The sequence below is a fragment of the Nitrincola sp. A-D6 genome (assembly GCF_000764495.1).
Lineage (GTDB): Bacteria > Pseudomonadota > Gammaproteobacteria > Pseudomonadales > Balneatricaceae > Nitrincola.
Genome location: NZ_JRLB01000101.1, coordinates 1 through 25116 on the forward strand (window position 1 = coordinate 1; position 25116 = coordinate 25116).

The 25116-nt window shown below is 52.0% G+C and carries 26 protein-coding genes and 4 pseudogenes; 21 read left to right on the forward strand and 9 right to left on the reverse strand.

From position 1 onward, the window contains the following. The 9 genes and pseudogenes from LH51_RS16185 to dnaB form a co-directional block, all read left to right on the forward strand. The coding region (locus LH51_RS16185; RefSeq protein ID WP_036524137.1) for a glutamine amidotransferase-related protein at positions 1-190 on the forward strand (190 nt) is incomplete at its 5' end. 16 nt (positions 191-206) lie between these two features. Beyond that, the gene (gene trpD, locus LH51_RS16190) at positions 207-1250 is read left to right on the forward strand and encodes an anthranilate phosphoribosyltransferase (RefSeq protein WP_036524140.1); all 1044 of its coding nucleotides are present in this window, start codon (positions 207-209) and stop codon (positions 1248-1250) included. Continuing rightward, positions 1247-2055 (forward strand): annotated as a pseudogene (gene trpC / locus LH51_RS16195) (indole-3-glycerol phosphate synthase TrpC). Before trpD ends, trpC begins: the two are co-directional and overlap by 4 nt. A gap of 28 nt (positions 2056-2083) precedes the next feature. Continuing rightward, a pseudogene (locus tag LH51_RS16200) lies at positions 2084-2481 on the forward strand (OsmC family protein). Between the two features lie 119 nt (positions 2482-2600). Further along, the gene (gene rpsF / locus LH51_RS16205) at positions 2601-3023 is read left to right on the forward strand and encodes a 30S ribosomal protein S6 (RefSeq protein WP_036524143.1); all 423 of its coding nucleotides are present in this window, start codon (positions 2601-2603) and stop codon (positions 3021-3023) included. Positions 3024-3046: 23 nt separating this feature from the next. Next, positions 3047-3274 (forward strand): 30S ribosomal protein S18, encoded by a 228-nt coding sequence (rpsR, locus tag LH51_RS16210; protein WP_036524145.1) that lies wholly within the window; start codon positions 3047-3049, stop codon positions 3272-3274. Between the two features lie 17 nt (positions 3275-3291). Continuing rightward, the gene (locus tag LH51_RS16215) at positions 3292-4146 is read left to right on the forward strand and encodes a hypothetical protein (protein WP_036524148.1); all 855 of its coding nucleotides are present in this window, start codon (positions 3292-3294) and stop codon (positions 4144-4146) included. Between the two features lie 37 nt (positions 4147-4183). Continuing rightward, a complete protein-coding gene (gene rplI / locus LH51_RS16220) occupies positions 4184-4630 on the forward strand; it encodes a 50S ribosomal protein L9 (RefSeq protein WP_036524151.1) in 447 nt (148 codons plus the stop codon). Between the two features lie 126 nt (positions 4631-4756). After that, on the forward strand, positions 4757-6142 hold the full coding sequence (gene dnaB, locus LH51_RS16225; protein WP_036524153.1) for a replicative DNA helicase: 1386 nt from the start codon (positions 4757-4759) through the stop codon (positions 6140-6142). A gap of 2 nt (positions 6143-6144) precedes the next feature. On the opposite strand, the gene LH51_RS16230 is transcribed toward dnaB, so the two are convergent. From LH51_RS16230 to tsaA, 3 genes and pseudogenes are all read right to left on the reverse strand, one after another. Continuing rightward, positions 6145-6576, reverse strand: coding sequence for an acyl-CoA thioesterase (locus tag LH51_RS16230; RefSeq protein WP_036524156.1), 432 nt, complete (start codon positions 6574-6576; stop codon positions 6145-6147). 59 nt (positions 6577-6635) lie between these two features. Further along, a pseudogene (bioA, locus tag LH51_RS16235) lies at positions 6636-7927 on the reverse strand (adenosylmethionine--8-amino-7-oxononanoate transaminase). A 50-nt stretch (positions 7928-7977) separates the two neighbouring features. Next, entirely contained in the window at positions 7978-8682 is a 705-nt protein-coding gene (gene tsaA / locus LH51_RS16240) for a tRNA (N6-threonylcarbamoyladenosine(37)-N6)-methyltransferase TrmO (RefSeq protein WP_036524159.1), read from the reverse strand. 172 nt (positions 8683-8854) lie between these two features. Here tsaA and LH51_RS16245 point away from each other — a divergent pair, with 172 nt between their 5' ends. After that, positions 8855-9415, forward strand: coding sequence for a TIGR00730 family Rossman fold protein (locus LH51_RS16245; RefSeq protein ID WP_036524161.1), 561 nt, complete (start codon positions 8855-8857; stop codon positions 9413-9415). A gap of 30 nt (positions 9416-9445) precedes the next feature. On the opposite strand, the gene LH51_RS16250 is transcribed toward LH51_RS16245, so the two are convergent. Then, entirely contained in the window at positions 9446-9994 is a 549-nt protein-coding gene (locus tag LH51_RS16250) for a DUF3087 family protein (protein WP_200882044.1), read from the reverse strand. Between the two features lie 673 nt (positions 9995-10667). Beyond that, positions 10668-11732, reverse strand: coding sequence for a tartrate dehydrogenase (locus tag LH51_RS16260; protein WP_036524165.1), 1065 nt, complete (start codon positions 11730-11732; stop codon positions 10668-10670). A gap of 88 nt (positions 11733-11820) precedes the next feature. On the opposite strand from LH51_RS16260, the gene LH51_RS16265 reads away from it, so the two are divergent. The 4 genes from LH51_RS16265 (at position 11821) to LH51_RS16275 (ending at position 14257) form a co-directional block, all read left to right on the forward strand. Beyond that, positions 11821-12573 carry a LysR substrate-binding domain-containing protein gene (locus LH51_RS16265; protein ID WP_327125391.1) on the forward strand — a complete coding sequence of 251 codons (753 nt, stop codon included), beginning with the start codon at positions 11821-11823 and terminating at the stop codon, positions 12571-12573. Next, on the forward strand, positions 12570-12731 hold the full coding sequence (locus LH51_RS24490; protein ID WP_327125393.1) for a hypothetical protein: 162 nt from the start codon (positions 12570-12572) through the stop codon (positions 12729-12731). Before LH51_RS16265 ends, LH51_RS24490 begins: the two co-directional genes overlap by 4 nt. A 172-nt stretch (positions 12732-12903) precedes the next feature. Beyond that, positions 12904-13143, forward strand: a complete 240-nt coding sequence (locus LH51_RS16270) for a glycine zipper 2TM domain-containing protein (RefSeq protein WP_144244304.1) — start codon at positions 12904-12906, stop codon at positions 13141-13143. A 115-nt stretch (positions 13144-13258) separates the two neighbouring features. Next, positions 13259-14257 carry an extracellular catalytic domain type 1 short-chain-length polyhydroxyalkanoate depolymerase gene (locus tag LH51_RS16275; RefSeq protein ID WP_081960875.1) on the forward strand — a complete coding sequence of 333 codons (999 nt, stop codon included), beginning with the start codon at positions 13259-13261 and terminating at the stop codon, positions 14255-14257. 40 nt (positions 14258-14297) lie between these two features. Here the strand turns inward: LH51_RS16275 and LH51_RS16280 are convergent, their stop codons facing one another. Beyond that, the gene (locus tag LH51_RS16280) at positions 14298-16178 is read right to left on the reverse strand and encodes an ABC transporter ATP-binding protein (protein ID WP_081960876.1); all 1881 of its coding nucleotides are present in this window, start codon (positions 16176-16178) and stop codon (positions 14298-14300) included. Positions 16179-16243: 65 nt separating this feature from the next. Continuing rightward, positions 16244-16948 carry a ComF family protein gene (locus LH51_RS16285; RefSeq protein WP_052063865.1) on the reverse strand — a complete coding sequence of 235 codons (705 nt, stop codon included), beginning with the start codon at positions 16946-16948 and terminating at the stop codon, positions 16244-16246. A gap of 116 nt (positions 16949-17064) precedes the next feature. Here LH51_RS16285 and bioB point away from each other — a divergent pair. The 7 genes and pseudogenes from bioB to LH51_RS19525 all read left to right on the forward strand — a co-directional run bounded on the left by bioB (position 17065) and on the right by LH51_RS19525 (position 22882). Then, positions 17065-18122, forward strand: a pseudogene (gene bioB, locus LH51_RS16290) (biotin synthase BioB). Further along, positions 18122-19294 carry an 8-amino-7-oxononanoate synthase gene (gene bioF, locus LH51_RS16295; RefSeq protein ID WP_200882049.1) on the forward strand — a complete coding sequence of 391 codons (1173 nt, stop codon included), beginning with the start codon at positions 18122-18124 and terminating at the stop codon, positions 19292-19294. The pseudogene bioB and the gene bioF overlap by 1 nt, the downstream one beginning before the upstream one ends. Next, positions 19278-20042, forward strand: a complete 765-nt coding sequence (locus tag LH51_RS16300; protein WP_081960877.1) for an alpha/beta fold hydrolase — start codon at positions 19278-19280, stop codon at positions 20040-20042. Before bioF ends, LH51_RS16300 begins: the two co-directional genes overlap by 17 nt. Beyond that, positions 20036-20839, forward strand: a complete 804-nt coding sequence (gene bioC, locus LH51_RS16305) for a malonyl-ACP O-methyltransferase BioC (RefSeq protein ID WP_036524173.1) — start codon at positions 20036-20038, stop codon at positions 20837-20839. Before LH51_RS16300 ends, bioC begins: the two co-directional genes overlap by 7 nt. 14 nt (positions 20840-20853) lie before the next feature. Beyond that, positions 20854-21534, forward strand: a complete 681-nt coding sequence (gene bioD, locus LH51_RS16310) for a dethiobiotin synthase (RefSeq protein WP_081960878.1) — start codon at positions 20854-20856, stop codon at positions 21532-21534. Positions 21535-21638: 104 nt separating this feature from the next. Next, complete coding sequence (locus LH51_RS16315) at positions 21639-21890, forward strand: hypothetical protein (RefSeq protein WP_036524177.1); 252 nt, start codon at positions 21639-21641, stop codon at positions 21888-21890. A gap of 53 nt (positions 21891-21943) precedes the next feature. Then, positions 21944-22882, forward strand: coding sequence for a putative metalloprotease CJM1_0395 family protein (locus LH51_RS19525; protein ID WP_052063866.1), 939 nt, complete (start codon positions 21944-21946; stop codon positions 22880-22882). Here the strand turns inward: LH51_RS19525 and LH51_RS16325 are convergent. Beyond that, positions 22845-23642 (reverse strand): alpha/beta fold hydrolase, encoded by a 798-nt coding sequence (locus tag LH51_RS16325; protein ID WP_052063867.1) that lies wholly within the window; start codon positions 23640-23642, stop codon positions 22845-22847. The two genes, LH51_RS19525 and LH51_RS16325, sit on opposite strands and share 38 nt — an antisense overlap. Then, positions 23639-24991 carry an exodeoxyribonuclease VII large subunit gene (gene xseA, locus LH51_RS16330; RefSeq protein WP_036524179.1) on the reverse strand — a complete coding sequence of 451 codons (1353 nt, stop codon included), beginning with the start codon at positions 24989-24991 and terminating at the stop codon, positions 23639-23641. The genes LH51_RS16325 and xseA overlap by 4 nt, the downstream gene beginning before the upstream one ends. Positions 24992-25116: the final 125 nt, after the last annotated feature.

The window sequence follows — 25116 nt, forward strand, 5'->3', positions numbered from 1 at the left end:
CTTGCCAGCATGTCTGGAAGTGACAGCCTGGACGCAGCATGAGGACGGGCGTATGGATGAAATTATGGCAGTCAGGCATAAGTATCTGGCTGTTGAAGGTGTGCAGTTTCACCCTGAAGCTATTTTGACGCAGCAGGGGCATGCGTTACTGGCTAATTTTCTGCAGCAGCCTGTTGCTGCTGTTTCCTGATAGGAGAAGATAAAGAATGCATATACAAGAAGCACTGAGCTGGGTGGTTGAACATCTGGATCTCAGTCGTGCACAGATGGTGGATGTCATGCGCCAGATCATGACCGGTCAGTGCAATGAAGCGCAGATGGGGGCTTTTTTGGTGGCCCTGCGCATGAAGAGTGAATCGATCGATGAGATTGCCGGTGCTGCTCAGGTAATGCGGGAATTGGCAACACCGGTTAAGCCTGAGTCACAGAATCTGGTAGATATCGTGGGTACGGGAGGGGATGGCGCCAATCTGTTTAATATCTCTTCAGCTTCTGCCTTTGTGGCTTCCGCGGCTGGCGTCTGTGTTGCCAAGCATGGTAATCGTGCTGTTTCCTCCAGTAGCGGTAGTGCCGATGTGCTGGAAGCTGCGGGCATTAATCTGAATCTGGATGCTGTTCAGGTTGCATCATGTATCGATCAGGTTGGTGTTGGTTTTATGTTTGCACCTGCTCATCATGGTGCGATGCGCCATGCCATAGGGGTGCGCAAGGCCTTGGGTATCCGCACAATATTCAATATTCTGGGACCTATGACCAATCCTGCTGGAGTGAAACGGCTGGTTATTGGTGTATTCAGTAAACCGCTGTGTCGTCCAATGGCCGAAGTGATGCAGCAGCTAGGTGCTGAACGAGTGATGGTGGTGCATGCTGATGATGGTCTGGACGAGATCAGCCTGGCGACAGCCACACATGTAGCTGAGCTGAAGGATGGATTTATCACTGAGTACAGTATTACACCGGAAAAACTGGGTATAAACAGCCAAAGTCTGATCGGGCTGGAAGTGGAAACAGCCATGGACTCGCTGAATCTGATACGCGCAGCATTTTCCGGAGATACGGCGGCTATCGCTGAAAAGGCGCGGTCGATTATCGCCTTGAATGCCGGTGCAGCCATCTGGTTGGCTGGAGAGGCAGAGTCACACAAGGTGGGCGTTGCCAAGGCAATGGAGCTTATGCTGAATGGTAGTGCGTTGAGTAAGATGGAAGCGCTGGCTCATTTCAGCCAGCAATATGTAAAGGCGGATTCATGAGCGCGACCCCAACTATTTTGAAGAAAATTATAGCGCGTAAGCACGAAGAAATAGCGGAGCGCCTGGCGCAGGTTTCTATTGCACAGTTGCAAGCGCGTATAGACGCGCAGCGCGGCAGTGAAACCGATCCGCGTGGATTTGTAGCGGCGCTTGAGGCTGCTATTGCGCAAGGGCGTGCAGCAATTATCGCAGAGGCTAAGAAGGCAAGCCCATCGAAGGGATTATCCGTGACAATTTTGATCCGGCTGAAATTGCACGCAGTTATGCCGCTGCCGGCGCCAGTTGTTTGTCAGTACTGACGGATCAGGATTTCTTTATGGGATCAGATCGCAATCTGCAGTTGGCGCGGGCCGCTTGTGCGCTACCGGTAATCCGCAAAGACTTTATTGTCGATCCTTACCAGGTTTATGAAGCCCGCGCTTTGGGTGCTGACTGTATTCTGTTAATCGTTGCGGCGTTGACTGACGAACAGCTACATGAGCTGTCGGATCTGACGCAGCGGTTAGGTATGGATGTGCTGGTTGAAGTCCATGGTGCTGATGAGCTACAGCGAGCTCTGCCGTTGAATACGCGGTTGTTAGGGGTTAATAACCGTGATCTACACAGTTTTGAGGTGTCGTTGAATAATACCTTTGACTTGCTCGATGCCATTCCGGCAGATCGTCTGGTTATAACTGAGAGCGGCATCAATACACCTGATGATGTGGCGCAGATGCGTGCGCGTGGTGTGCAAGGCTTTTTGGTTGGCGAGGCGTTTATGCGCGCCACCGATCCAGGTGAAAAACTACGGGCGCTGTTTGCCTGAGTCGATTGATAATGAGGATAAGTAATCAATGAAAGCCAGTATACAATGGGATGGTGATCTGCGTTTTAAAGGCACCAGTGGCAGTGGCTTTGAGGTGATGATCGATGCTGATCAGCAGCAGGGCCCGCGACCAATGGAGTTGATGTTGCTTGGCTGGGTGGCTGTACTAGTTATGATGTGGTGCAGATTTTAAAAAAATCCCGCCAGCAGGTTACTGACTGTCGAGCAGAAGTTACCTCAGAGCGTGCCGATAGTGTGCCAGCCGTGTTTACTAAAATTCATGTACATTTTGTTGTGACGGGTGAAAATCTGAAGCCGACACAGGTGGAGCGCGCTGTGCGTCTATCGGCCGAACAGTATTGTTCAGCGTCACTGATGTTAGAGCGTGGTGGTGTGGAGATGACACACAGTTTTGAAATAGCTTGATCACGGGATTGTGGTTGCGTCAAGAGACGCGTATAATCCTGACTCCGTTTTATTTGTTCAACTCCTTGCTTTCAATCATATGAAATGATCTGGGGGCTGCAAAACCGTAAGGAGCAAAAATGCGTCATTATGAAATCGTATTTCTGGTTCATCCGAATCAGAGCGAGCAGGTTCCTGCTATGCTGGAACGCTACAAAAACCTGATCGAAGGTTCTGAAGGCACGATTCACCGCCTTGAAGACTGGGGTCGTCGTCAGATGGCTTACCCGATCAACAACGCTCATAAAGCCCACTATGTTCTGATGAACATTGAATGCAACCAGGAAACCCTGGATGAGCTGGAAAGTCTGTTCCGTTACAACGATGCTGTGCTGAGAAGCATGATTCTGCGTTGTAAGGAAGCCGTTACTGAAGTTTCTCCTGTCAAGGCAGCTGAGTCACGCGAAGAGCGTAAGCCTCGCCGTGAAGAGCGCTCTGAGCGTCAGCCTCGTGAAGAAAACGAGTCAGCTGATGAGAAAGAGCAGGAAACTGCTGAAGATTAATTTGAATTAACAGGAGAAAGGAAATGGCACGTTTTTTCCGTCGTCGCAAGTTCTGTCGTTTTACCGCAGAAGGCGTCTCTCAGATCGATTACAAAGATCTGGAAACCCTGAAAGCTTATATTACTGAAACCGGCAAAATTGTACCTAGCCGCATCACAGGCACTAAAGCCCGTTACCAGCGTCAGCTGTCAACGGCTATCAAACGTGCCCGTTATATTGCGCTGCTGCCGTACACTGACGGCCACGAGTAAGTTGCGGAGATAGCGTCGTGCGAGCCCTGGCTGAAACGCTGATAAAGGGCCGCAGTCAGGCGGTCATGGTAGTGCTTGTCGCTGCCATGTTGCCTCTGCTTTACTGGGTCAGTGCAGCGGGGGTTGCTCTGATAACACTACGTAAGGGTGTATCAGAGGGTGTAAAACTGTTGGTATGGGCATTGTTGCCGGGCTTTTTCTGGATGTTATCCGGCGATCCTTCGGCACTAGTGGTCATATCTGGGACATATCTATTGGCTGTCTTGCTGAGACAGACTGCGTCCTGGCAAAAAGTATTGCTGCTGCTACTGCCAATTGGTGTAGTAAGCAGCTTTATACTGGATGCCGGGCTAGGCAATTTGTTAGATCAGATTGCCGTTGCTGTTCAGGAGATGGTCAGCGAACGCCGTGCGGCGAACGCTTCAGTTACGCAGGCTTGGTCGGATATCAATATCCGTAACCTGTTACTGGGTGTCGTCACCGCTTTTCAGACCGCTACTATGTTGGGGTGTCTGATGTTAGCGCGAAGCTGGCAGGCTACCTTGTTTAATCCAGGTGGCTTTCGACAGGAGTTTCACCAGTTGAGACTGCCGTCAGCCGCTGCGATTGCACTGGTTGCGTTGTTGTTGTCCGGTCAGGTTACCGGAATGGATATGTCACGCTGGTTTACACTGCTGCTGTTACCTTTACTGGTAGCAGGCATAGCACTGATACATGGCCTGGTTTCTAAGCGGGGGCTGAACACTAGCTGGCTGACAGCATTTTATCTGTCGCTGATTTTTGTTGGCCCCTATATGGTTACATTGTTAGTGATTCTTGCGCTGATTGATTCACTGATGGATCTGCGGGCAAGATTACCGGCAAAGAATTAAGATACTGCAATCACTGCAGAAAAAAGAGGTTTACGAGATGGAAGTTATTCTGCTCGAAAATATTGGTAAGTTAGGCAAGCTGGGCGACAAAGTTGCTGTTAAAAGCGGCTATGGACGTAACTATCTGATGCCACAAGGTAAAGCGGTTGCTGCTACGGCTGCAAACGTGGCTAAGTTTGAAGAACGTCGTGCTGAGCTGGAAGCTGCAGCAGCATCCAAGTTGGGTGAAGCGCAGGAGCGTGGCGAAACGCTGAATGAAGCACACCTGACTATGGTCAGCAAAGCCGGTGAAGAAGGCAAACTGTTCGGTTCTATCGGAACGCGTGACATTGCTGATGCACTGACTGAAACCGGTCATGCGGTTGATAAAAGTGAAGTACGTCTGCCTGAAGGTACAATCCGTCATCTCGGTGAATACGCAGTTGATCTGCAGCTTCATCCAGAAGTCACTGTCACCATTACCCTGACAGTTGCGGCTGAGTAATTCTGCACACTGAACGCCTGTCTGGTTGATCCAGACAGGCGTTTCTGCGTTAGTTCGCTGTACCCGCGATTCCATTCCAGCTAAAATGCAGCCTTGTTTTCACCGCCTACCGGTACAGATAAGACTATGGATTTTGCTGAACAGCACCAGGACGCCCTCGTCCAGGCTAAAACCCCACCTTTTTCGTTAGAAGCCGAGCAGTCCGTGCTGGGTGGCTTGATGCTGGATAATCAGGCATGGGACGGCGTATCTGAAATTCTGGTCGACAGTCATTTCTATCGTTCTGAACACCGCATGCTTTTCCGTATGCTACAAAAGCTGGTCGATGACAGCCGTCCGTTCGATGTAGTCACCCTGTCAGAAGAACTGGATCGTAGCGGTGAACTGGAACGTGCAGGTGGTTTGGAGTATCTGGTCGAACTGGCACGCAATACGCCCAGCACCAGTAATATTCGCGCCTATGCTGAAATCGTGCGAGACCGCGCGTTGTTGCGTCAGATGATCCATGTGGCCAATGAAATTGCCGATAGCGCTTTTCAGCCACAAGGCCGGGCTTCAGATGAAATTCTCAATGAAGCTGAGCAGAAGATTTTTCAGATTGCTGAGAATCGCCCGAATCAGGGTGGGCCGGAACCCATCAATCCCCTGTTGAAGAAAGCGGTCGAACGTATCGATCACCTGTTTAATAACGCCGATGCTTTGACGGGTGTCACCACTGGATTTGATGATCTGGATACCCGAACCGGCGGGCTGCAAAAATCGGATCTGATCATCGTTGCGGCACGACCTTCGATGGGTAAAACCACCTTTGCCATGAACCTGGTTGAAAATGCGCTGATGGGCACCCAGCGACCGGTGCTGGTGTTCAGTCTTGAGATGCCCGCTGATCAGCTGGTGACACGTATGCTGTCATCACTGGGCAAAATTGACCAGACACGGGTACGTAACGGACAGTTGCTGGAAGAGGACTGGCCCAAGCTGACCACAGCGGTGAATATGCTTAAGGGCAAGCCGCTGTTTATCGATGACACAGCGGGGATCAGTCCTAATGAGATGCGTACCCGTGCCCGTCGCGTGTTCCGGGAACAGGGTGATCTGGGCATGATCATGGTCGATTACCTGCAATTGATGCAGATTAAGACAGGTAAATCCGAAGGGCGTACCGCTGAGATTTCTGAAATATCCCGTTCTCTTAAGGCGTTAGCCAAAGAGATGGAGTGCCCGGTAGTGGCGCTGTCACAGCTGAACCGAAGTCTGGAAAATCGTCCCAATAAGCGTCCGGTTAACTCCGATCTCAGGGAGTCTGGTGCGATTGAGCAGGATGCCGACGTCATCATGTTTATCTACCGTGATGAGGTCTATAACGAAGACAGCCCGGAGAAGGGCGTGGCGGAAATCATTATTGGTAAGCAGCGTAACGGACCGATAGGCACCTCACGTCTGGCGTTTATCGGTCAGTACACTCGCTTTGAAAATCTCAGTCATATTCATTATGACTATGGTGATGATTAAGCTCAGGTCTCTTTCAACATACGATCTTTGAACGCCTCGGGTACCTGAACTACTTTACGTGCCTGATAATCGAAAAACACCACGCCGGTTTTAGCATGGGCTATCTCTTTGGCATTTTTCTTGTTGGCCAGCAGGTAGTAGAGATCACAACCGTATTTGTTGAAATCGGCTACCGCTATATTGACCTGTAGCACATCCCCATGAAAGCCTTCCGCTTTATAGACGATAGCCGAATCGGTCATGATAATGCCGTAGCCTTCAATGTCGAGTTCCGAGTACTGATACTGGTTTAAGAAACGAATACGAGCCTCGTGAATAATCGAGAGCATGGCGTCATTACTCAAATGACCACCGTAATTGATATCGCTGATACGCACGGGTATTTCTGTGGTGAAAAGATAGTTATCAGGCATGTCGATTTTAATGCGTGGCATGATGTGTCCTTCAGCGTCCTTTATTATTCAATAAAACTACATAGTTCAATCTGGTCATATTATAGCTCACTCACTACCTGAATGATGGCATTACAGAGTTGCTCCAGATCGGCATCCTCAATGATGTAGGGGGCATGATATACACCAGTTTACCAAAAGGGCGTACCCAGACACCTTGTTCGACAAAGCGTGGCTGGATTTGTTGCATATCAACGGCCGTATGCAATTCAATGACACCAATTCCACCAAGGCAGCGCACCTCGGCAACGGCACTAAACTCGGCTGCAGGTAAAAGTCCTCGGCGCAGCCTTGTTCCAGACGGTGGATATTGCTTTGCCAGTCCTGTTCCAGCAGTAGGTCGATCGATTCACAAGCCACCGCACAGGCGAGTGGGTTAGCCATAAAGGTCGGGCCGTGCATAAAACAACCGGCACCGCCGTTGGAAATAGTTTCAGCAACCTGACGGCTGGTCAGGGTAGCTGCCAATGTCATGTAGCCACCAGTCAATGCCTTGCCCAGACAGAGTATGTCGGCTGATAGCCGCATGCTGGCAGGCAAACAGCTCGCCGGTACGGCCAAAGCCGGTGGCTATCTCATCGGCGATCAACAGCAGTCCGTAGTGATCACACAGTGCTCTGGCTTTTTGCACATACTCGGCGGAATAGAAACGCATCCCGCCAGCGCCCTGCACGACGGGTTCGAGTATCAGTGCTGCCGCTTGATGATGCTGCTCCGCCAGTGTTTGTTCCAGCGCTTGCAGATCTTCAGCATAAAGGGGTTCACCAAAGGGGGTTTGTGGCGCGGGTAAAAAAATCTGCTGTGTCAGCGCACCACTGAACAGCTGGTGCATACCTGTGACCGGATCACAGACCGACATGGCCGCAAAGGTATCACCGTGATAGCCACGACGCAGGCTGATGATGCGCTGTTTGTGTGATTCACCGCGTGCCTGTTGGTATTGCAATGCCATCTTGATGGCCACCTCTACACTGACTGAACCGGAGTCGGCAAAGAACACCTTTTCCAGCCCTGGTGGGGTAATCTCAACCAGGCGTCGCGCCAGTTCCACCGCCGGTTGATGTGTTAGTCCACCAAACATCACATGTGACATGCAGTCAATCTGGTTTTTTGCCGCCTGATTCAGTCGGGGGTGATTATAACCATGAATCACCGACCACCAGGAGGCCATGCCATCTATCAATTCGCGACCATCACTGAGTTGTAGCCTGACACCCGAAGCGGAGCTGACCGCATACACCTGGGTGGGGTGGGTCATGGATGAGTAAGGGTGCCAGATATGCTCACGGTCATAGTCGAGGAGTTGTGTCTGTGAGACTGATGTCTGGGGCATGAGGCTCCGCTGTTAGAGAGAAGTTATCTTACTGTTATCTTGTGGTTAGCTTAAGCAGTGGCAGGCAGGATGTCGATAACCTGAATGGCTGAATCACTGACAGACCAGCGCAGGTTCAGATCATGCAGGCGCATACCATAGATACGCTCACTGTCAGTTTGGTAAGCGGGCCGCGGGTCACAGCGCAGCAGTTCAGTGATCTGTTCCTGTAGCGGTTCACCCTGAGTTTGTTGATACTGCTGGCAGAACGCATCGGCCTGTGTTGAAAACAGCACTGGTAGCGTCAGCGGCTCGGGTTTGCTGCCCAGGGAGAAGTGAGCCTCAGGCAGGCTGTCGGCATAGGGTAAATAGGGTTTGATATCCAGGACCGGCGTGCCATCGAGCAGGTCGGCATCCGCCACTTCCAGAATCAGATGATCACCTTCGCTGCTAATCTCAATGAGTCTGGCAACCGAAAGGCCGATAGGGTTGGGGCGAAAGGTGGAGCGGCTGGCAAATACCCCAAGGCGTTTATTGCCCCCCAGACGCGGAGGCCGTACCGTCGCATGCCAGCCCTGATCCTGCGTGGCACTGAATACGAAAATAATCCAGATATGACTGCAGTCTGCCAGCCCTTTGGTGGTATCCGGGTGATTATAGGGCGCATGCAGGTGTATGCGTGTACGAAGTGACTGCGTCAGGCCGGGTTGTCTGGGAATACCAAACTTTTCCTTGAACGGGCTGTGCACATAACCGATCGCATCGAACTGAAACACCCTGGATATCTCCTGCTGCCTGGTAATGTTGTGATAGCTGGCAGGATGATAACCGGCTTGCTGTCAGGAGACAAAGTCTGTGTTGATTTCAAGCGGGGCACATGCTTAGATAATTCGCCATTGAAGCAGGCCGAACCTGCTTTAGTTTGTGAAAAGCTAAAGGAATGAATCTATGAAAATTGCGGTATTTTGTGGTTCCAGTGCCGGACTGGACCCAGTATATACATCGGCGGCTAAAGCACTGGGACAGTATTTTGCTGAGCAGCAGATTGCATTGGTTTATGGTGGTGGTAAGGTCGGTCTGATGGGTGTTATAGCTGACGCCGTGATGGATGCCGGTGGACAGGTGTATGGTGTGATTCCGGTATCGCTGCAATCCAAAGAGCTGGCACATCCTGGCTTAACAGAGCTGTTTGTTGTCGCCGACATGCATGAGCGCAAGGCTAAAATGGCAGAGCTGGCAGATGCTTTTGTTGCCATGCCGGGCGGAGCCGGCACGCTGGAGGAAATTTTCGAAGCCTGGACCTGGGCGCAGTTGGGGTATCACACCAAGCCCTGTGCTTTTTACAATGTGAATGGTTTTTATGATCCGCTACTACAGATGGTAACCAACATGACCGAGGCCGGTTTTCTGAAGCCTGTGCATGCCAATATGCTGATTCGGGCTGACCAGCCTGAATTACTGTTGCAGGCAGTAGAGCAGTATCAGCCGCCTCAGCATAAATGGGCTTAGTGACTGACTGAGGATGTCAGGCTGTTAAGTCTAACTGATGCGTTGTTTTTCAGTTTCCTTCACTTCGTCAACCCAGGCTGGGTTAAAGCGGGTTTGTTGTGGATCCAGCTCCAGTGCTTCAATTTTCTCCAGCAGTTTTTCGGCTGGCTTCTGCAACTCACTGACGCCGCCGTCATTGCCTTCCAGGCGGTGCATCTGCATCAGACCGAGGTGGTAGAAGCGCAGCAGCTTGATGGCGGTGATGTCGTTCCGTTCAACGCCGGCTTCGACATGATGCATGATATTAGTGACGCGCATCAGGCAGCGTTTGAGTGTCCAGCCATACACCGATGCATTCATCCAGGGCTGGTACCAGAGGATTTTTTTAAAGATCAGCGTTGTCAGTATAAAGCCAGCCAGTACACCAGCCACATTCCAGACAAAGTTGTTGCCTTCGGGGTGGCCGAATAGCGATACACTTAGTGTTGCGAGTCCCATGCCTAGAACAATGAAAATTGCCATCAGGATCAGGGTGTTTTTCCGTGTTTCTTTACGATAGTTGTCTGGATCACGCTGCTCCAGCTCAAAAATGTCTGACACACTGGTCTCCTGTTATTGTTGCAAAAACGCTGGTATGACCTGTTATAGGTACAAGTATATTACGGGCAAGATTACCATTTTTTTGTTGTGTAAATCCTGATTTCGACAAGGCCATTGCATTAATTTGCTTCTTGGCGCTGCACTGGTGTACTGGCAGGGTGGTGCCATGGGGAGTGGTGCCATGCTGGGGTGGTGGTATCACTCTGGTGTGACACGCTGTTCGCCGTCCCTGGCCGCTCGGCAGCCGCCTTCCCTGGCGGCTGACGGTCACACCAAAGTGATACCACCACCCCGCCTAAACTCTGTGCCAGATCAAATAGTGGCCAGGTCGGTATATGCTGCGGGTTCATTACATAGATAGCAGAATTTACATTGAATTAGGTAGCATGGAAGATATTTTTCGTAAATGCCGATTTTAAGCTGACTTTACGCAGGCACCCAAGTTGATGAGGGGCTGATGGGATCGGATTTGGCTGACCCTGTGCGCCATGGAAGGCGCACTGGAGCCCCCAGGGAGTGGGTTCACGGCGAGTCAGACAGACCGTGTCAGACAAACGCCGATCCCATTAGCCCAGCCCACCTCTTAGTCCACGGCCCGCTGATAAGCCCAAAGCTACCCATCAGCCTGTACCGACTGAGAAGTAGCTCCGTTGCTTTGAAAGGAATGCGGCTGTCAGATCAGCGCAGCTATCGCTTCACCCATCTCGGTGGTGCTGGCGGTGCCACCGAGATCAGGGGTGCGTGGTCCGTTGGCCAGTACTGTTTCGATGGCACTGAGCATGGCATCGTGTGCATCGGTGCAGCCAAGGAAATTAAGCATTAAGGCCGCCGACCAGATCATGGCTACGGGGTTGGCAATATTCTGACCATAGATATCCGGTGCTGAGCCGTGTACGGGTTCAAACAGGGAAGGGAAAAGGCCTTCAGGGTTTAAGTTGGCCGAAGGTGCCAGGCCGATGGTGCCAGTGCAGGCAGGTCCCAGGTCTGAAAGTATGTCACCAAACAGGTTGCTGGCGACCACCACATCAAAGCGGTTGGGTTGCAGCACAAAACGGGCCGAGAGAATGTCGATATGCTGTTTGTCGACGTGGATGTCTGGATAATGCTCAGCCATGGCGTCGGCACGTTCATCCCACCAGGGCATGCTGATGGCGATACCGTTACTTTTGGTGGCGACAGTCAGGTGTTTTCGGCGGCGGCTTTGAGCCAGCTCAAAGGCATATTTCAGTACCCGGTCAGTGCCGTAGCGGGTAAAGACGGATTCCTGTATCACCACCTCGCGATCTGTTCCTTCGAAAATGCGTCCACCCAGATTGGTGTATTCACCCTCGGTGTTTTCACGCACCACATAAAAATCTATATCACCAGCCTTGCGGCCTGCCAGTGGGCAGGGCACACCTTCAAAAAGACGTACCGGACGCAGGTTGATGTATTGGTCAAATTCGCGGCGAAACTTCAGTAACGATCCCCAGAGTGAAATATGATCCGGAACCGTCTCCGGCCAGCCTGCAGCCCCAAACAGAATCGCATCCATGCCGGACAGTTGAGCCTTCCAGTCATCCGGCATCATCTGGCCGTGTTGTTGATAATAATCACAGCTGGCCCATTCAATAGGGGTGTAATTCAAGCTGATATTAAAGCGCTCAGCGACTGCTTGCAGGGCGCGCAGCCCTTCGGGCATTACTTCCTTTCCTATGCCGTCACCGGCTATGACGGCAATATTGAATGATTGATTCATGTTCGATTCTCCTAAGTTAATATAGCTATATTAATTGTGTACAAAATGAATACAATATGCTTTTTAGTTAACCTACTGTTTCCATATCATGAATAAAAGTCCATCCAATGATGATTTGCGGGTGTTTATTAACGTAGCGGAAAAAGCCAGCTTTGCTGCGGCGGCGGTTGATCTGGGTGTGTCCGTGGCCTATGTCAGTAAACGCATACGCGCTCTGGAAGAGACACTGAATACGCGCTTACTACACCGAACCACGCGCCGTGTGAGTGTGACTGAGCAGGGTGAGAAGGTGTTGCGTCGTGCTAAGCAAATTCTGGACGATATTGATCAGTTATTTGAAGAGGTTGCACAAACACGTCAGACTCCCCGGGGTGTGTTGCGTATCAGCTCCAGCTTTGGCTTTGGTCGCCATCATGTCGCACCTGCGTTGGCAGCATTAACGCAGCAGTATCCAGAATTGGCGGTACGCTTTGAGGTGTTTGACCGGCTAATTGATGTGACGGGTGAGGGCTTTGATCTGGATGTGCGCATTGGTGAGGAGATCGCCAGTCATCTGATTGCACGTAAACTGGCGGATAACCGACGGCTTCTGTGTGCCGCTCCAGCCTATCTGGATGCACGAGGCGAACCGCAAACCCTGGCTGAACTGGCAACACATGAATGTCTGGTGATTAAGGAAAGGGATCATCCGTTTGGTTTATGGCGTTTGGAGTCGGCGGGTGGTGAAAAGCAGATTCGGGTGCAGGGGCGTCTGTCATCCAATCATGGAGAAATTGCCTTGCAGTGGGCACTTCAGGGTAAGGGGATCCTGCTGCGCTCAGCCTGGGATGTAATGCCTTGATCGAAACGGGTGAACTGCGTCACATCTTGCCGGAGTATTGGCAAACGGCCAATATCTGGGCCGTTTATCCGCAGCGTTTGGCAGACTCGGCCAAAGTGCGTGCCTGTGTAGAGCATCTGCAGCACTGGTTTAAGCCCTTGCTTCCTGTCCACGGCTAGTGTCATAGATAGTTTCATAGATGATCCTACAGGTTGAGTCCAGGCTTCCCAAACCGTACGTAAATCTCTACGTGGGTTTACCCTATATGTGCGGCAACAAACAGACGGAATAGCTCCTGCCCTTTATACTTGATTATCGCAGACAGTGTGTCGCGATCATCGAGGAACCATTATGAATATTTTTAACAATAGTCTGATTAAGTCATCGCGCAAAAACCTGCTTGGCGTGGCTTGCATTACAGTGCTGCTCGGGCTCGGTGGTTGCGCTGGCATGTCTAGCAAGGATAAGAGTACCGTGGCCGGTGCCGGTATCGGCGCGGTAGGCGGTGCAGTACTGACTGGCGGTAGTGCGTTAGGAACCGTGGGTGGTGCAGCCATTGGTGGTGTTATCGGTCGCGAAGTCGGTAAGTAAAATTTTTGGTTGAAGTGACTGCCGATGAGCGGGCCCCAGGGCCCGCTCAGTTCGTTAAAGCACAGGAGTGCATAGTATCGCCAAACGTTATCGCGCGACCTCATGGAGTAAAGTCATGACCCGCGGGCTGTCAACGGCTACGCGAAAAGCGCTTCGTTCAGGATCCCGCGCAGTCACACGAGCAGCAACTCGCACTGTCACCAAAGCGCTTAAGCAAAGCGCGGATGCGAACAAGCCACCTCCAGGTGGGGGCCTCTGGCTTCACGGGCTGGCTGTTGGGGCGGCTGGTGTACGCCGCTTCCGAGTGTATCGACCGCCAGGCATACGTGCGAATGAACGCGTGCCTCTACTGGTCATGCTGCATGGCTGTGGTCAAGACGCCCGCAGCTTTGCGATGAGTACTCGTATGAACCGAGTTGCGGATCGTGAACGCTTTTTGGTGCTTTACCCTGAACAGGATCGTCTGTCCAATGCGCAGGGTTGCTGGAACTGGTTTGATACGACTGCGGGTCGCGCGTTTGGAGAAGCTGAGTTGATCATGAATGCGATTGATCAGGTCTGCCTGCTTTATCCGGTGGATCCTGCGCGGGTCGCGGTGGCAGGGCTGTCTGCAGGCGCCAGCATGGCCGTGTTGCTGGTCTCGCGTCACCCAGAGCGTTTTCAGGCGGTGGTGATGCACTCCGGAATTCCGCCCGGCGCTGCGTATTCGACTCTATCGGCGGTTGGTGCGATGCATGGTCTGCGTGGTGCTGGAAGTTTGAAGGCTACGCCTGCAACGATGGCCGAGTCCTGGCCAGCCTTGCTGGTGATTCACGGAGACAGGGATGGCGTGGTGGCCGCCAGCAATGGACAAGCCGCGGTAAATGCCTGGGCGGAAGCCGCCGGGGCACGCAAGTGTGCGGCACGTAGCATGCAGCGTGGCAAGCGTTATCCGATGACCGTGACGGACTTTAAGTGTGGCACGAGAACGGTGGCTCGGCTGGTTGGGGTTGAGTCTCTCGGCCATGCGTGGAGTGGTGGTGCAGCCAGTAGTGGCGATTTTAGTGATGCGCGGGGGCCTGATGCGTCGCGCATGGTGTGGGCGTTTGTGGCGAAGCAGTTTCTTCGCGCATGATCACCAGGCCTCAATGGTTTACGCCCTTCCCAAAGCAGGGTTAATCCAGCTGATATCCCTTGGCCTGCAGATAAAACAGTTCGGCGTAGCGTCCGTTTTTAGCCAGGAGCGACGCGTGGTTTCCCTGTTCGATAATTTCACCATTGCGCAGCAACAGAATGTTATCAGCCATTCTGACTGTGGAAAAACGGTGTGAAATCAGGATAACCATGCGCTGCTCGGCATGGCTGCGAAAGTGTTCAAAGATCTTGGCTTCGGCCTCAGCATCCATAGCGGCTGTGGGCTCATCCAGTACCAGTATGTCGGCTTTGGAACGCATAAAGGCGCGTCCCAGAGCAATTTTTTGCCACTGACCACCGGAAAGTTCCTGACCTCCCTTAAACCAGCGTCCCAGTTGGGTATGGTATTGGTCATTTAACTGGCTGATGAACGGGTCTGCCAGTCCGAGTCGACCGGCTTCCTGCCAGCGCGCTTCATTATCGAATTCTGACACGTCACCGGCACCAAGGTTTTCACCCACGAGAAACTGGTAACGCACAAAATCCTGGAAAATAACCCCCACTCGTTCTCTCAGAGTCTGAGGATCCCATTCATTCAAATCCAGTCCGTCCAGCAGGATACGACCTTCATCCGGATGGTAGAGACGCGTCAGTAATTTGATCAGGGTGGTTTTGCCCGATCCATTTTCACCCACCAGTGCCAGACTCTGCCCCGGTGGCAGGTGTAAGGATATACGTTTAATGGCTGGCTTATTGGCGCCGGGGTAGGTGAAACTGACGGCGTCAAAGCGAATGCCGTCAGTGGGCAAGGGGCCCTGATGCGCGCTGCCAGATTCAGCCTCAACCGGTTGCTCCAGATACTCATAGAGATTGGAGAGGTAGAGGTTATCTTCATACATGCCGCTGATGGCGGTCAAATTGGTGCTGATGGCCGTTTGACCCTGCTTGAAGATAAGCAGATACATGGTCATTTGCCCCAGGGTAATTAACCCCTGGATAGCTTCCACAACAATCCAGGCGTAGGCGGCGTAAAAAGCCAGTGTGCCCAGCAGACCCAGCATAAAACCCCAGAGATCGCGGCGAATGATCAGGCGTTTTTCAGCATCGAAGAGGGTGTTGAAAATGGCTTTGTAGCGATCCAGCAGCAGGTTACCCAGTCCAAATAGCTTTACTTCCTTGATCGAGTCTTCCCGTGCCAGCAGGGTTTCCAGGTACATCTGCTTGCGCAGTTCTGGAGAGCGCCAGCGCGATAACTGAAACGCATCACCGGAAAATTTTGCTTCGGAAATAAACACGGGTAAGGCGGCAATAAATAGCACTAATAAAGCCCAGGGTGAGAACTGCACCAGCAATACCGCAAAGCTGGCCAGGGCAATGGAGTTCTGAATCAGGCTGAAGGTTTTATTTACCAACGCCAGTGGACGGGTCGAGGCTTCGCGTCTGGCTCGCGTTAATTTATCGTAAAATTCTGAATCTTCAAATTGCGCTAATGATAGAGTCTGAGCTTTTTCAAGAATCATCACATTGACACGTTGACCCATCAGTGCCTTTAACAAGGACTGCTGGGCTGACAGGCCGCGTTGCGCGGCGGCCAGGACCGTAATAACCAGCCCTTCCAGTGCAACAATTTGCATAATTGGCCAGTAATCAACTTGTCCCTGCTGCTGATAAGTATCCACTGCAGCCAGTACACCATCCACAATCAGTTGGCCTAGATAGGCAGCCAATGCTGGCATGACACCCGCTACCAGTGTCAAAAGCATCAGCCCCCAGGTGAGTGGGCGCGAGGTACTCCAGACTAACTGTAACGCCCGTTGACTGTATTGAAATACAGATAGAAAGTCGCGCAGCTTGTTTTCAGATCTGGGCCAGTCAGGTTTTGCAGCCAAGTACCTATCCTCAGGGTATGTCAGCAAGATCATCCAGGTGTGTCTTGCAGCGGAAAGATGTAATTGTGCTGATATTACAGGATTTTCGACAGCAGTTCTCAGTCCAGATCAGGTTCCGGTGTTCGTGCCAGTACCCATACTTGCACATGACTAACACCACCGAGTTTCAGTAGGCCTGCAATTTCATCCGCCGTACCGCCAGTGGTCATGATGTCATCAATAAGCGCAACTCTATGAGGTAGGGGGCCTTGGATACTGAAGGCCCCTTTTAGGTTTTGCTGGCGTGCGGATGCATTCAGTGTCATTTGCTTCCCTGTGCGTCGTATTTTACGAAGTTGTGCTGAGTCGCAGCAAATCTGCAGATTCCTGCTTAGGATTTCAGCCAGTAATCCGGCCTGATTGAAACCACGCAGGGCCTCATCGATAGGGTGCATGGGCACAGGTAAGAGCAGATCTGGCCAGGTTTCACAGCGGTCTTGAAGATGGTGTGTCAGTAATTCTCCGAGCCAGCCAAGTGTCTGGATGCGGCGTTGGTATTTGATTCCCGGTATCAGGCTGTTTATTGGGAAGCGATATTCAAGTGGGGCTTCGGTTTGATCGAACTTGAATATTTTTTGCTGGCAGTGTGTACAAGGATGATCGGGAGAAAGTCGTGGCAGGCCGCAGATAGGGCAGCCCAGTAGCAACCAGGGGAGGTCAGCGTGGCAGTCCTCACACAGGCCACTAATCTCAGCTGACTGAAGACGACAAAGCGCACAGGATTGGTTAAATAGTGATCTATAGTTAACTTTATTAAAAATCATAAGTTGACAAGTCCTTGTGTCAATTTACTATCATCGCCCAGTATCAGAGCCTTCCTGGCTCTTCTTTTACTGGCGTTAGGCCAGTCTACTGTAAAACATTTGTATGGGGTGATGCTATGACCACTGGGGTTTCTGTTCGACATAACTGGCAGCATGGCGAAATCAGTGCACTGTTTGAGCTGCCTTTTAGTGAACTGATGTACCGTGCTCAGACTGTACATCGGCAGTTTTTTGATCCCAATGCGGTGCAGATCAGTACACTCTTATCGATTAAAACCGGAGCTTGTCCGGAGGACTGCAAGTATTGCCCTCAGAGTATTCATCATAATGCGGAACTGGAAACAGAAAAGCTGATGCAGGTTCAGGCCGTACTTGAAGAAGCCCAGGCGGCTAAAACTCAGGGTGCCAGCCGCTTCTGTATGGGGGCCGCCTGGAAGCATTTGCGTGCCAAAGATATGCCTATGTAGTGGAGATGATTCAGGGGGTTAAAGCACTGGGACTGGAAACCTGTATGACACTGGGAATGCTCAAAGCAGAGCAGGCTCAGGCACTTTCAGAGGCGGGTCTGGATTATTACAACCACAACCTGGACACTTCCGAGGCGTTTTACGGCAATATCATCACCACGCGTCGTTATCAGGACCGCCTGGATACGTTGGCAAATGTACGTGCGGCCGGAATGAAAGTTTGTTGTGGCGGTATTCTCGGCTTGGGTGAATCGCGGACTGATCGAGTCAGTTTATTGCAGACTCTGGCCTGCTTCCCTGAACACCCCGAATCCGTCCCGGTGAACCGGCTGGTAAGAGTCGAGGGCACTCCGTTGGCCGATGCGCCTGAACTGGACCCATTTGAATTTATCCGTACTCTGGCCGTTGCGCGAATTTTGATGCCCGCCTCGCATCTGCGTTTATCAGCTGGTCGCACCGAAATGAATGAGCAGATGCAGGCCTTGTGCTTTATGGCAGGAGCCAATTCCATTTTTTATGGTGATCGTCTGCTGACCACAGAGAATCCACAGGCTGAGGCGGATAAGGCGCTGTTTGCTAAACTGGGTCTGTATCCCGAGCCTGTGGAAATGCTTTCCGATGACGACTGTGAAACAGCACTAATGCAACGTATTGAATCTGAACAGGACAAAGCGTTTTTTTATAATGCGGCTGAGTCGGGCCGATGATGGATAGTGCACTCAGGCAGGCGTTGGAGGATCGCCGCCAACAGCAACTCTATCGTCAGCGCCAGGTTATGCACTCAGCTCAGCAGCCGCAAAGAAGGCTGGGAAATGAGGCTGTGCTGAGTTTCTGCAGTAATGATTACCTCGGTCTGGCGGCTGATTCACGTGTGGCTGCCGCGATGATCGAGGGCGCCCGGCACTATGGTGTCGGCAGTGGTGCTTCACATTTAACTGCAGGCCATACGGATGCACATCATCAATTGGAGCTGGAACTGGCAGTTTTCACCGGACGTCAGCGTGCGCTGTTGTTCAGTTCAGGCTATATGGCGAATCTCGGCGTAATGACAGCACTGGCGGGTCGACGTGATGCGGTATTCCATGATCGCCTTAATCATGCGTCATTACTGGATGGCGCGTTGCTGAGCGGGGCCCGTTTTCGTCGTTACCCGCATCTCGATACGGCTTCGCTGGAGCGGATGTTACAGACTTGTCAGTCACAACGTCGATTGGTTGTAACCGATGGGGTGTTCAGTATGGATGGCGATCAGGCAGACCTGGTGGCTTTGTCAGCGCTGTGTCAGCAGCATCAGGCCTGGTTGGTAGTCGATGATGCCCATGGTTTTGGGGTGCTGGGTGCCAAGGGTGGCGGCAGTGCAGCTGTCAGTGGTTTGGCAGCGGATCAACTGCCTGTGTTGATAGGTACGCTAGGGAAGGCGTTCGGTACAGCCGGGGCATTTGTGGCAGGCTCTGATGTGCTGATTGAAACCCTGATTCAATTTTCGCGTAGCTATATTTATACCACCGGGTTGCCACCGGCAGTTGCCGAGGCAACTCGGGTCAGTCTTGCCTTGGTGCAGCAAGAAGACTGGCGTCGCCAGCACCTGCAGCAGTTGATCCAGCATTTCCGTCAGTCTTGTACTGCGGCAGGGATGAGTTTGCTGCCTTCTGAAACGCCTATCCAGCCACTGTTAATCGGCTGTGCAGGCAAGGCGGTGCGCATCAGTGAAGCCTTGTTGTTACAGGGTGTACAGGTTACCGCTATCCGACCACCTACCGTACCTGCAGGTAGTGCCCGACTTCGCGTGACCCTGACGGCAACACACACGCTTGAGCAGGTAGACAGGCTGGTAAGCAATCTGAAACAGGTGATGGAGTCAGATGATGCTGCACATTGAGTGCCTGAATGACAAGGGGCGGGATCTGGTATTGGTTCCGGGCTGGGGTAGCAGTGCCGCTATATTTGATCCTCTGCTGGATGCGCTTATGGTCGAGTTTAAAGTGCACCGTGTGGTTTTTGATAATAGTGGTTGGTGTAAGAGTACACCTGCTGCGCTTCAGTACAGGCTGATTCAGTGTCTAAAGCGTCAAGCACCACAGCAATCCTTGTGGATGGGGTGGTCGCTGGGCGGTTTGCTGGCAACGCAATTGGCGGCTCAGGCACCCGAATATGTCAGAGGGTTAATTACTGTGGCGTTCAATCCCTGCTTTGTGCAGCGTGATGATTGGCACTGCGCTATGCCTCAGGCTGAATTTAGCCGTTTTCAGACAGATTTTTCTATAAATCCAGAAACGACTCTGAAACGTTTTCAGGCGTTACAGGTGCTGGGCGCACCAGATAAACGCCCTCTGCTTGATTGGCTGCAGCGCTCTTGTAGCCCTTTGTCGACGGCTTACCTGAGCGACTTGCTCATGCTATTGCTAGAGGATGCACGCCCGGCGTTAGCGCAACTGCAGTTGCCCGTTTTGCATTTACTGGGTAAAGCGGATGCATTGGTGCCAGCATCGCTCTTGGTCGAGCTACTGCCGTTACTGAGCAGTAATGCCAGTGTGCAGTGTTATTCCGGGGCATCACATCTACCGTTTATTTCAGCGGCTGACAGGTTAATGAAGGATCTGTTGTGCTGGGAGGCGAGTCTATGCTGACACAGGTTACCGCCACTCAAACCTATAAACAGGATATAGCCACGCGCTTCAGTCGGGCCGCCAGGACCTATGACTCAGTGGCCGATCTGCAGCGAGAAGTGGCCGATACCCTGTTGTCCGATTTGCCAATGCAAACGCTCGAACGTGTTGTAGATCTGGGATGTGGTACCGGGTACGGCTTACCAGCTTTACGTAATCGTTATCCCTCCAGTCAATTGTTGGCACTGGATATCGCCCGGGGAATGCTCGAGCAGGTGCAGTCAGTTCATGCTGAGTTGGATCTGGTGCCCTTGTGTGCTGATGCTGAGTCTTTACCACTGGCAGATGAGCAGGTTGACCTGATCTGGAGTAGTCTGGCGGTGCAGTGGTGCAGTGACTACCCGCGCTTGTTTACTGAGTGCTGCCGGGTGTTAAAACCCGGAGGGCGTTTGATGCTGGCAACCTTGGGACCGAAAAGCCTGTTTGAGATGAGAGAGGCCTGGCAAAGTGTCGATCAGCTGCCCCATGTAAATCGCTTTGTGGCGTTGAATCAGTTGTTGGCACTGCCACCACACGGTTTGCGTTTGCTTAAATCACAGACTCAATGTTATACGCTGACTTATCCACACTTGCGGGACGTAATGAAAGCGTTGAAAATGCTGGGGGCCTCCGCTGTTGAGGGGCGTCAATCGCTATCTGGACTAGGCGGTCGTGACCGGTTGCAGCAGTTATCCTGTGCCTATGACCACTTTCGTCAGGATGATGGCAATTTGCCGGTCAGCTATGAAGTCTATTATCTGCAGTGGTGTAAGGAATAAGTAAGGAGTCAGTATTGAAACAGGCCTATTTTATTACGGGTACGGATACCGATGTTGGCAAAACTCTGGTGACCACCGCCTTGTTGTATCAGGCAGGCCAGCGGCAACTTCAGACTATCGGACTGAAACCCCTGGCTGCCGGGTGCGAACAAACCCCAGAGGGGCTGCGTAATGCCGATGCGCTGTTATTGCAGCAGTACGCCAGTGTTGCCTTGAGCTATGATCAGATTAATCCGGTAGCATTGGAGGCGGCCGTGGCACCGCATATAGCGGCAGCTGGACGGCAGCTTAGTGCTGACAGACTGGCATCCTACTGTCGTGGTGCTTTGATGCAAAAGGCAGACCTGGTATTGGTTGAAGGGGCCGGAGGCTGGCGTGTGCCACTGAACCCACGGGAAAATCTGTCATCGCTGGCTCAGTTACTCGAACTGCCGGTTATTCTGGTGGTTGGCATGAAACTGGGTTGTCTGAACCATGCCTTACTGACGCTGGAAGCGATAGCTCGTGATGGTATGCAACTGGCGGGTTGGGTAGCTTGTCAGACGGATGCGGAGATGCTCTGCCTGAATGAAAATATAGCCACCTTGCAGCAACGTATCCGGGCTCCATTACTGGGTGTGATCCCTTGGCTTGAGCAGCCAGACCCTGCCATCGCATCAAATTATCTTGATCTAACCAGACTTCTGTCAACGTAAAGTTTCAAATGAAAAGTTGAACAAATTATGTACAGCTTTGTCTTAAGTGCTATACTGCTAAGTGCAGTTGGAAAGCTGTTATAACCCAAGACGACAGGTGATTTATGAATATTAATGGTGTTGCTGCGCAAACCAGTGGTCTTATGAATGTTAACCGTGGACTGGATAACTCCGCACGTGCTGCCGGTGACGTACAGGGTACTGGTGCGCCTGATCGCCCTGAACTTGCGTCAGGACGGGGGGAAGACTTGGCTGTAAGCCAGGCCGCTGTCAGTCAGAATGAATCTACAGCATCTACTCAGGTTGTTCGTGAAGTGGATGAAGCACTGGGGTCCTTGATAGATACCCGTGCCTAACGGATAACAGCTTCGTTCAGGGGCTGTTATCAACTTAAAGTGAGGGCTATTGCATGCAAGTCAATGGCTTTTCTAACTCATCCATAGCACCGGGACTTAATGCTTACGGTGGCCTCTTTCGTGAGCGCGCGACTATGGCTGAGACTACAGCTACAACCGGACCAGTCACAATAACGGATGCTACTGTGCAATCAGACTCTGGTCGTCGGGTAGCAGCGGGTTCTTCTACTTCAGCCAGTGAAAATCGACAGCAGCAGGAAACTGAGCAAACTGTTGTACGTGAGTTAGCTGCACGAGATCGTGAAGTACGTCAGCACGAAATGGCGCATCAGGCAGCGGGTGGTCAGTATACCGGCGGAGCAACCTATACCTTTGAACGCGGTCCCGATGAAGTGATGTACGCTGTTGGGGGCGAAGTCAGTATTGATACTTCGTCCGTACCTGGTGATCCTGAAGCCACCTTACAGAAAGCAGAGAGAATAGAGCGCGCAGCGTTGGCGCCTGCTGAGCCATCTCCGCAGGATATGCGTGTGGCCGCGTCAGCCAGAGCGATGGCGGCGGAAGCGCGTGCCGAACTTCTACGTGAGCAACAGGACGCGTTGCAGGGTGATGATGAATCTATTGATGCGTTATCAGAGACTGAGACGGAGCGTGAGTCGGCTGATATAGAGGATGCAGATGCTGCAGTGATGATGGGCCAGACTGAGTCGGAGGAAATCATTGCGGCAGATGAAACTGCTGAAGAGGACGATGCTGGTGCCAGCCGTATGGCAGAAGTGATCGATGAGTTTGAAGCTCAGCAGGCCCGCCGTGAAGAGATCGCTGAAGAGCAGCGTGAGAGAAGAGAGCGTACCGCCGAGTCGTTGCGTGAATTTGCCAGAGACCTGGCGGAGATACAGGATAAGCTGAGCGAATTGAACAAGCGCCTGTTTGAGACTGGCGCGTTACAAAATCTCAATGCGCCCGGCAGTCTGCTGGACAGTCAAGCCTGACCTGGCTGAAAAACTCTATTACCAAACGCGAAAAAATCGCTGCTTTCTCTGCATGTGGCCAGTGCCCTGCATCCGCAATCACCTTCACATCCGCATCTGGAAACAACTGCTTAACTTTCTGGCTGTATTCCGGTTGCAGGTAGTGCGACTGTCCCCCTTTAATGAAACGAACCGGCCCACTAAAGGGTGATCCTTCCGGAGCGGCAGCAATCGCATCATAATTGGCTTTTAGCGCGTCAAGATTCATTCTCCAGCCAAAGGCTTTGTCCTGGTTACGGTAAAGATTTTTCAGCAGAAAAGCGCGTATCGCCGGGTTGTCGATATGTTGTTTCAATTGCGTATCGGCATCGCTACGGGAGTGCAGTTGCTCAAGCTTGACACTGAAAAGTCCGCTGAACACCTCATCATGATCATGTGCATAGCTGACCGGGGCTATATCAACAACCATGAGTTTATTGATGCGTTGCGGTTGGTGCATCGCCAGTTGCATCGCCACCTTGCCGCCCATGGAGTGGCCGATCATATCCACCTGATCCAGTTGCAGATCATCCAGTAGCTCAAGCACATCGGCGGCCATTAACGGGTAGCTCATATCGGCGCTATGTGGTGAGCGGCCATGGTTACGCAGATCAACGGCAATCACATCAAAATGTTGATTGAGCACTTTAACCTGGGCGCCCCAGTTTTCCAGAGTGCCGAATAATCCATGCAGGATCACAAGTGGCGTACCTTGTCCGCTGCGCTGAAAATGCAGTTTCATGTTGAAAGACTCTCAGAGGGTTGGGGTTCGATAACCCGACAGGTAATATCACCATCCTGTAGGCGCGCGGTAATCAAGTCGTCGGGTTTTACCTGGTTGCAGTGACGAATGATTTTTTCATCCTCATCCAGTAGCAGACTGAAACCACGCTCCAATGTAGCCAGTGGACTGACGGCATTGAGACGCAGGGCGGTGTGTTTTAGTTGTGTTTGCTGAGCCAACACGCAGCGCTTCATACGCAGCACCAGGTTCTGCTGTAACTGCTGCAGCTGCTGTTGCCACTCAGGTAATTGTTGAGCCGGATTGCGGCGCAGCAAACGTTGAGAATAGCCATTCAAGCGCTGTTCTTCTTGCCGCAGTCGACTGCTGAGTTGTTTGCTTAGCTGCATTTCCAGCCGGTCCAGTCGCTGGTACTGGTCCTGTAATCGTTCACCTGGATGTCTGAGGCGCTTGCGGTTATTTTGCAGCTGCAGTCGTGCTTGCTGCAGGGTTCGGGACAGGTGCCATTGCAGCGTGTTAGCGGTTTGTTGCAGACGCTGGCGCAATAGTGATTGATCCGGACTGAGGATTTCCGCGGCGGCTGACGGCGTGGGTGCACGGTAGTCAGCCACAAGATCACTGATAGTGGTATCTGTTTCATGTCCTACGGCCGATACCACCGGGATATTCGATGCAATAATGGCTTCGGCGACACGCACTTCATTGAAGGGCCAGAGGTCTTCTAATGAGCCACCACCACGCCCGATAATCAATACATCACACTCACCATGCCGATTAGCTAGCGCCAATGCCTTAACCAATTGATCGGCGGCTTCAGCTCCCTGCACCGCGGCCGGATAGAGGTTAACCGGTAAGCCAGGAAAGCGTCGATTCAGCACATGCAAAATATCATGGATGGCGGCTCCGGAAGCCGAAGTGATAACACCGATACAGGTCGGGTGAGCCGGTAGGGGCCTTTTGCGTTCATCGGCAAACAGACCGCGGGCGCTGAGTTGTAACTTGAGCGCTTCATAGGCTTTCTGTAACTGACCTTCACCGCCAGGCATCATCTGTTCACAAATCAGCTGAAAATCACCTCGCCCTTCATACAAGCTGACCTTGGCTGTAACAATGACCTGGTCGCCTTCTTTAGGACGAAAACTGATCAGTTGTGAGCGATTTTTGAACATGGCGCAGCGAACCTGAGCCTGGCTATCCTTGAGAGTAAAATACCAGTGCCCGGAAGCTGGCCGGGCAAAATTGCTTAATTCACCTTCCACACGAATGATGGAAAAGCTGTGCTCCAGTAAACGTCGCGCTTCGCGGTTTAACTGACTGACGGATAAGGCGGTGTTGGATTGATTATTCATGCCGCTATAGTAGTGTCTCCGGGATGTAGAGTAAAACCCTGGATTAAGCGCTGCAGATATGAGTGTTCAGATTGAGACAAGCCTGGCTTTGGTGTAAAATAACGTGCTTAATTTTCCAAGACAAA

Excerpts from the sequence above, each read along its gene's own strand:
- trpD (WP_036524140.1), top strand. The coding sequence starts at position 207 with ATGCATATACAAGAAGCACTGAGCTGGGTGGTTGAACATCTGGATCTC.
- LH51_RS16285 (WP_052063865.1), bottom strand. The coding sequence starts at position 16,948 with ATGATTTTTAATAAAGTTAACTATAGATCACTATTTAACCAATCCTGT.
- LH51_RS16275 (WP_081960875.1), top strand. The coding sequence starts at position 13,259 with ATGACCCGCGGGCTGTCAACGGCTACGCGAAAAGCGCTTCGTTCAGGA.
- LH51_RS16315 (WP_036524177.1), top strand. The coding sequence starts at position 21,639 with ATGAATATTAATGGTGTTGCTGCGCAAACCAGTGGTCTTATGAATGTT.
- LH51_RS16245 (WP_036524161.1), top strand. The coding sequence starts at position 8,855 with ATGAAAATTGCGGTATTTTGTGGTTCCAGTGCCGGACTGGACCCAGTA.
- LH51_RS16325 (WP_052063867.1), bottom strand. The coding sequence starts at position 23,642 with ATGAAACTGCATTTTCAGCGCAGCGGACAAGGTACGCCACTTGTGATC.
- rpsF (WP_036524143.1), top strand. The coding sequence starts at position 2,601 with ATGCGTCATTATGAAATCGTATTTCTGGTTCATCCGAATCAGAGCGAG.
- LH51_RS16230 (WP_036524156.1), bottom strand. The coding sequence starts at position 6,576 with ATGCCACGCATTAAAATCGACATGCCTGATAACTATCTTTTCACCACA.
- rpsR (WP_036524145.1), top strand. The coding sequence starts at position 3,047 with ATGGCACGTTTTTTCCGTCGTCGCAAGTTCTGTCGTTTTACCGCAGAA.
- bioC (WP_036524173.1), top strand. The coding sequence starts at position 20,036 with ATGCTGACACAGGTTACCGCCACTCAAACCTATAAACAGGATATAGCC.
- LH51_RS16280 (WP_081960876.1), bottom strand. The coding sequence starts at position 16,178 with ATGATCTTGCTGACATACCCTGAGGATAGGTACTTGGCTGCAAAACCT.
- LH51_RS16260 (WP_036524165.1), bottom strand. The coding sequence starts at position 11,732 with ATGAATCAATCATTCAATATTGCCGTCATAGCCGGTGACGGCATAGGA.
- LH51_RS16300 (WP_081960877.1), top strand. The coding sequence starts at position 19,278 with ATGATGCTGCACATTGAGTGCCTGAATGACAAGGGGCGGGATCTGGTA.
- rplI (WP_036524151.1), top strand. The coding sequence starts at position 4,184 with ATGGAAGTTATTCTGCTCGAAAATATTGGTAAGTTAGGCAAGCTGGGC.
- LH51_RS16270 (WP_144244304.1), top strand. The coding sequence starts at position 12,904 with ATGAATATTTTTAACAATAGTCTGATTAAGTCATCGCGCAAAAACCTG.
- bioF (WP_200882049.1), top strand. The coding sequence starts at position 18,122 with ATGGATAGTGCACTCAGGCAGGCGTTGGAGGATCGCCGCCAACAGCAA.
- xseA (WP_036524179.1), bottom strand. The coding sequence starts at position 24,991 with ATGAATAATCAATCCAACACCGCCTTATCCGTCAGTCAGTTAAACCGC.
- dnaB (WP_036524153.1), top strand. The coding sequence starts at position 4,757 with ATGGATTTTGCTGAACAGCACCAGGACGCCCTCGTCCAGGCTAAAACC.
- LH51_RS16265 (WP_327125391.1), top strand. The coding sequence starts at position 11,821 with ATGAATAAAAGTCCATCCAATGATGATTTGCGGGTGTTTATTAACGTA.
- LH51_RS19525 (WP_052063866.1), top strand. The coding sequence starts at position 21,944 with ATGCAAGTCAATGGCTTTTCTAACTCATCCATAGCACCGGGACTTAAT.